A 2,567-nucleotide genomic window follows, 5' to 3' on the forward strand; every position below is an offset into this window, starting at 1 on the left:
TCATCGAGCAGACCCGCCGGCACGCCGCCGTCGCCGCCCTCCTGCGCGTCCCCCACGTCGTCCTCGCCGTCAACAAGATGGACCTCGTCGACTACGAGGAGAGCGTGTTCGCCGCGATCGCCGAGGAGTTCACCGCCTACGCCGGCGACCTCGGGGTCCCCGGCTGGGGCCCCGGTGCCGGCTTCCGGGACGAGTGGTGCACCGCGATCCCGATCTCCGCGCTCGCCGGGGACAACGTGGTCGAGCCGTCCGCGAACATGGACTGGTACGGCGGCCCGACCGTCCTGGAACACCTGGAGACGGTCCCGGTCAGCCACGACCTCACCGCCTGCCCGGCCCGCTTCCCCGTCCAGTACGTGATCCGCCCGCAGTCCGCCGAGCACCCCGACTACCGCGGCTACGCGGGCCAGATCGCCTCCGGCGTCCTGCGCGTCGGCGAAGCCGTCACCGTCCTGCCCTCGGGCCGGACCTCCGTCATCGAGGGCATCGACGCCCTCGGCGAGAGCGTCGACATCGCCTGGGCCCCCCAGTCGGTGACGCTCCGCCTCAAGGACGACATCGACATCTCCCGCGGCGACCTCATCGCCCCCACCACGGACGCCCCGGCGACCACCCGGCAGATCACCGCGACGGTCTGCCACGTTGCCGACCGCCCGCTCACCGTCGGCCAGCAGGTCCTCGTCAAACACACGACGCGGACGGTGAAGGCGATCGTCAAGGAGATCCCCTCCCGGCTCACCCTCGACGACCTGTCCCAGCACCCGAACCCCGGCCGGCTCGTCGCCAACGACATCGGCCGCGTCGTCGTCCGCACCGCCGAGCCTCTCGCGCTCGACGCCTACGCCGACTCGCGCCGCACCGGGTCCTTCCTGCTGATCGACCCCGCCGACGGAACCACCCTGACCGCGGGCATGGCGGGCGACGCCTTCACCGCGCACGCCGAGAACGAACGGACCCCTTGACCATGCCCCCACAGCCCCCACAGCACCGACCGCCCCCTGCGCAGCGGTCACGCCGTTCGCACCGCGCCGCCGCGTTCTGCCTGCTCCTCCTCGTCTGCGCCGCCACCTCCTGCGGCTACGGCTCCAAGGCCGACGGGCCGACGGGCGGCCCGGTGCCGGCCGCCGCCGTCGGGGAGAAGCTCTCGGCGGACTCCGTACGGATCGGCCACTTCCCCAACCTGACCCACGCCACCGCGCTGGTCGGCGTACGCGAAGGGCTGATCCAGCGGGAACTGGGCGGGACGGCCCTGAAGACCGTCACCTTCAACGCGGGTCCGGCCGAGATCGAGGCCCTCAACGCGGGCGCCGTCGACATCGGGTTCATCGGGCCCTCGCCCGCGGTCAACGGCTACGTCAAGTCCAAGGGCTCCAACCTGCGGATCATCTCCGGCTCGGCTTCCGGCGGCGTCAAGCTCGTCGTGAACCCGGAGAAGATCAAAACCCTCGACGACCTCAAGGGCCGCCGCATCGCCACCCCGCAACTCGGCAACACCCAGGACGTCGCCCTCCTGAACTGGATCTCCGCACGCGGCTGGAAGGTCGACGCGGCCAGTGGTCGGGGAGACGTCTCCGTCGTCCGTACGGACAACACGGTCACCCCGGACGCCTACCGTTCCGGCGCCGTCGACGGCGCCTGGGTACCGGAACCGACCGCCTCCAAGTTGGTCTCCGAAGGCGGCAGGGTCCTCCTCGACGAGCGGGACCTGTGGCCCGGCGGCCGGTTCGTGATCACGAACGTGATCGTGTCGCAGAAGTTCCTCGAGGAGCATCCCGACGTCGTCGAGGCCGTCCTGCGCGGAACCGTGAAGACCAACGAATGGATCAACGCCGACCCGGACCGCGCCAAGGCCTCCGCCAACGCCGCCCTGAAGTCCCTGACCGGCAAGGAACTGGAGGCCCCGGTCATCGACCGGGCGTGGCCGGGGATCCTCGTCACCGACGACCCCCTGGCCGCGTCCCTGCGGGCCCAGGCCGACCACGCGGTCACAGTGGGCCTGCTGGAGCGGCCCGACCTGACCGGCATCCACGACCTCGGGCCGCTGAACAAGGTCCTCGCTTCCCTCCACAAGCCCCCTGTCACCCCCACGGGGCCGGGCACCGACGACCAAGGGAGGTGACCGGCGATGGCGACTGTTCTCATCAACGCGGAGAACACCACGGCGGTCCGCAGCGCCGTCCGCATCGAGCACGTCTCGAAGTCCTTCTCCGGCCCCGCCGGGTCACAGCTCGTCCTGGACGACGTCACCCTCGATGTCGCTCCCGGCGAGTTCGTCACCCTCCTGGGGGCCTCGGGGTGTGGCAAGTCCACGCTCCTGAACCTGGTCGCGGGTCTGGACGAGCCGTCCGCGGGGTCCATCGAGACCCCCGGCGGCCGTCCCGCCCTGATGTTCCAGGAGCACGCCCTCTTCCCGTGGCTCACCGCGGGCAAGAACATCGAACTCGCCCTGCGCCTGCGCGGCGTCGCCAAGGGCGACCGCAAGCCGGAGGCCGAACGCCTCCTGGAACTGGTCCGCCTCGGCGGCTCGTACGGCAAGCGCGTCCACGAACTCTCCGGCGGCATGCGCC

The 2,567-nt window shown here is 71.3% G+C and carries 3 protein-coding genes; all 3 read left to right on the forward strand.

Annotated features, from left to right (window positions below; all coding sequences use genetic code 11):
- On the forward strand, positions 1-962 hold a 962-nt coding region (locus ACFY0I_RS39935; RefSeq protein ID WP_388904746.1), incomplete at its 5' end, for a hypothetical protein.
- A 2-nt stretch (positions 963-964) separates the two neighbouring features.
- Positions 965-2,119: an aliphatic sulfonate ABC transporter substrate-binding protein gene (locus ACFY0I_RS39940; protein WP_388904747.1), complete on the forward strand. Its 1,155-nt coding sequence runs from the start codon at positions 965-967 to the stop codon at positions 2,117-2,119.
- Positions 2,120-2,125: 6 nt separating this feature from the next.
- A partial coding sequence (locus ACFY0I_RS39945) for an ABC transporter ATP-binding protein (protein ID WP_388904749.1) occupies positions 2,126-2,567 on the forward strand: 442 nt, incomplete at its 3' end.

Origin of the sequence: Streptomyces sp. NPDC001568 (assembly GCF_042893755.1) — a bacterium.
Classification (GTDB): Bacteria; Actinomycetota; Actinomycetes; order Streptomycetales; family Streptomycetaceae; genus Streptomyces.

Coding starts and splice junctions, on each gene's coding strand:
- ACFY0I_RS39940 (WP_388904747.1), top strand. CDS start 965: ATGCCCCCACAGCCCCCACAGCACCGACCGCCCCCTGCGCAGCGGTCA.